Genomic DNA, 3,665 nt, shown 5'->3' with positions numbered 1-3,665 from the left:
CACTTGGATTCAATTTATTTTGTCCAAGTGGCTAACTTGTTATTGAAATTTTCGAAGATGATAAAACACTTAGAATGTACTATCAATTAATAATCAAGGACTACATTAAGTCCCGCCCTGATATTGATATGAAAATAATGTTATCAACTGGAAATCCTAATGACGTAAATATCTACTTAGAAAACAATCCAGACCAGATGAAATTCTTCTTATTAGACATTGAATTTCCCAACTCCAAAATAAAGGGTATTGATTTAGCTACTAAAATCAGAAAGAACGATTTAGATGCGAAAATCGTCTTTGTTACAACGCACGAAGAATTAATGCCAATGATTTTTGAACGAAAAGTGGAACCTTTAGATTATATTTCTAAAGAAAAAGGTATTAGTGTGATTAAAAGAAAGTTATATACTGACTTAGACATAACGGTTGAAAGATTGGTTAAGCCAGAAAATACACGGTTGAAAGAATTCAGTTTCCGTATTGGCTCGAAGCAATATAATTTCGATATTGATCAAATCAATTATTTTGAATCCTTAGAACATACAACCAATGTGTTTCTTCATGCTGTTAATCAGAATATTGAATTTCCCGATACTTTAAAAGCTATTTCTCATAAAGTACCTTATTTCTACCGTGCCCATAAAAGTTTATTGATCAATCCTAATAACACTCAGTCTATTAATAAGAAGGAACGAAAAATCTATTTCAAGGATGGTTCCTCTTGCGATATATCAAGAAGAAGATTGGTTGATTTTTCTCGAGAACATCCGAATTTAATTAAAAAATAAAGTCCAATTGCTTCTATATAATAATAGAGACAATTGGACTTTTTGATTAAGCCAAACTAGCTTTTGGCAAAATATTAATAATGTATAGCAAGATAACGAAGACTACGAACAATCCGTACATAATTGGATTAATTTCTTTTCTCTTACCTGCAGCTAACATTGTAATTGGATAAACTAGGAATCCGAAAGCAATTCCGTATGAAATATTATATGTTAGTGGCATACCAACGATTGTTAAGAATGCTGGTAGCGCAATTTCGAATCTATCCCATTGAATTCCACGCATTGATTGTGCCATCAAAGTACCAACGATGATTAGTACTGGCGCTGTAACGTTACCTGTTACAACTGACAATAATGGTGAGAAGAACATTGATAATGCGAACAATACTCCGACGGTAATTGATGTTAACCCAGTTCTACCACCCACGGCAATACCGGCTGATGATTCAACATAAGCTGTTGGAGGAGTTGTCCCAAAGACGGCACCACTGACCATTGAAATAGAATCAGCCATCAAAGCATGACCAATTCTTGGCATTTTACCATCTTTGTCTTGCATAACATCAACTTGTTCAGCTAATCCGATCAAAGTACCAGCAGTATCAAAGAAAGCTACTAATAGGAAGATAATAACAACGGCCCACAATTGAGGTTCCTTGATATCAACAATATGTGCCACACCAACACCAAAGGTTGGCTTCAAACTAGGTATTCCTGAAATAATATGTGCTGGTGCTGGAATTAGTTTTGTTACTAAACCAGCAACTGTTGTGAAGACCATTCCGATAAAAATTGATCCTGGAACTTTACGTGCCATTAAAATTGCTGTAACTAATAATCCGGCAATCGTTAGTAATGTAGTTGGATTAGTAAATGATCCAATCGCAACAAGTGAATCTTTACTTGCTGTAATCAATCCCCCACCTTGTAAACCAACGAAGGCAATGAAAATACCTAAACCGGATGCAACCGCCAACTTCAAATCCTTAGGAATTGCGTTGATAACTACTTCACGAATCTTCATCAATGAAAGTACTAAGAAAATCAAACTGGCAACAAATACTCCGGCCATCGCTGTTTGCCAAGGAATACCCATCGCAATAACAACTGAATAACTAAAGAAGGCATTATCACCTAAACCTGGGGCAATGGCAATCGGATAATTAGCCAAAATTCCCATTAAAACTGAACCAACTACAGCGGTTAATGCAGTAGCTGTGAATAGTGATCCTTTGTTCATCCCTGAGTCTCCCAAAACCTGAGGATTAACAAACAAAATATAAGCCATTGAAACGAAAGTAGTTAAACCGGCTAAAATCTCTCGTCTAACATTCGTCTTGGCTTCTTCCAAGTGAAACAAGCGCTCAAGCAAGCTCAAGTTTCCCCTATTATCTAATGAATTCAATATAATTCGCCCCTTGTAAAATAATAAACTTTTGAGAACTCATATAGTATTACAGATTTTAAGCACTTTTTCAAGCTAAATAAAAACTTTTATATAGTTTTTCATCAATATTGTTCGTATTCGGTAATAAAATTATTTATTTTCATTCAAAAATAACAAGTAATGGATGATTTATCTTAATATTGCTAGTTAAAATACGTATTTTATATTAGTGAACAATCTGGAATACATTTTCATCCTCTATACGTCTTTTACCGAACTATTAAGTTTTTCTTAAAGCCCTTTCTTTAACGAGTTAAAAAACTCCAATAGTAGTAGTTTTGTAATTGGATAATACATTAATTATAGGGAGATTAATTATGAATAAGAAAAAAATTGTTTTAGCTTCTACTCTTGCTATTTTACTTGCTCCTGCTGCTTTAAATACATTACCAACTACACAAATCGTTCATGCTGACACACAACTAGTCGGTACTATCCGACACGGAGGTGCCGGTGCTGTCGATGCTAATGGTCACTTCATCAATGGTGCTGCCTTTGCTAACTACACTTCATGGAAATTGGGACAAAGAATTACTATCGGAGGTAATCCTTATTACGAAGTTGCAACTAACCAATACATTGCCGCTAGTGCTATGGATATCACTCAAAACGGTAAACTACTCAATCCAATCAGTAGTGAGATTTCTTACATCAACCGTGTTGAAACCGTTGGTAGTAAAGCCGCTACTATTGTTAATAATAATGGTACTGCCACAGGTGTAACTTTACCTGCAGGCTCATCTTGGAAAGTTGATCAAACTAGATTCTTTAATACATACCCATACTACCGTGTCGCAACTAACGAATGGGTCAAAGCACTAGACTTCAATGTTGCATCTTCAGTAAACAATGACAGCCACACCGTTGTAACTACACCAACAGCACATCAACCAATTACATTACGTACAAACGCTACTCTATACAATGGTAATGGTGTTAGTCTAGGAACAAGTTTACCAAAGGGTTCTTCATGGAAAGTTGCTCAAGAAAAGACAATTAACGGACATCAATATTATCAAGTTGCTACTAACGAATGGGTCTTAGCTACCGAAGATAAGAATACTTCTGTATTCAGTAAGGGAACTGCTACAGTTACTTTGGCTAAACTAGTTCAACTTTATGATACTTCAAGCAATTCAATGACGAGAACACTTCCAGCCGGATCAGCTTGGAAAGTCAATGCTACTGTTGAAAATAGTGCTGGTTACTTCTTTGCTAAAGTTTCAAACAACGAATGGATTCCACTAGGTAGCTCAATCTTTACTGACAATGTCTTACAAGAAGAACTAGCTAACTCATCTGCTTATGAACCTTATTTTGCAATTAATCTCTTTAAATAATTGAAATGGGATGATTAAAGTGACGAAACTGGATGTAAGCTGATTCCTGAGACAACTTTTAAGAGAGGGTATAATGAATAAATC

3 protein-coding genes are annotated in these 3,665 nt (G+C 35.2%); 2 read left to right on the top strand and 1 reads right to left on the bottom strand.

Going from position 1 to position 3,665, the window contains the following annotated elements; all coding sequences use genetic code 11:
• Positions 1–128 precede the first annotated feature (128 nt).
• Positions 129–791, top strand: coding sequence for a LytR/AlgR family response regulator transcription factor (locus FD33_RS02525; RefSeq protein WP_338025588.1), 663 nt, complete (start codon positions 129–131; stop codon positions 789–791).
• Positions 792–837: 46 nt separating this feature from the next.
• Here FD33_RS02525 and FD33_RS02520 read toward each other — a convergent pair whose 3' ends face one another.
• On the bottom strand, positions 838–2,202 hold the full coding sequence (locus tag FD33_RS02520) for an NCS2 family permease (protein ID WP_404280433.1): 1,365 nt from the start codon (positions 2,200–2,202) through the stop codon (positions 838–840).
• A gap of 356 nt (positions 2,203–2,558) precedes the next feature.
• Between FD33_RS02520 and FD33_RS02515 the strand changes: the two genes are divergently transcribed.
• Entirely contained in the window at positions 2,559–3,581 is a 1,023-nt protein-coding gene (locus tag FD33_RS02515; protein WP_025086365.1) for an SLAP domain-containing protein, read from the top strand.
• The last annotated feature ends 84 nt before the right edge of the window (positions 3,582–3,665 follow it).

Source organism: Companilactobacillus paralimentarius DSM 13238 = JCM 10415, assembly GCF_001434985.1.
Taxonomy (GTDB): domain Bacteria; phylum Bacillota; class Bacilli; order Lactobacillales; family Lactobacillaceae; genus Companilactobacillus; species Companilactobacillus paralimentarius.
Note: the sequence above shows the minus strand (reverse complement) of the source record. Positions and strands in the feature narration are given on the sequence as shown.

Coding starts and splice junctions, on each gene's coding strand:
- FD33_RS02525 (WP_338025588.1), top strand. CDS start 129: ATGAAAATAATGTTATCAACTGGAAATCCTAATGACGTAAATATCTAC.
- FD33_RS02515 (WP_025086365.1), top strand. CDS start 2,559: ATGAATAAGAAAAAAATTGTTTTAGCTTCTACTCTTGCTATTTTACTT.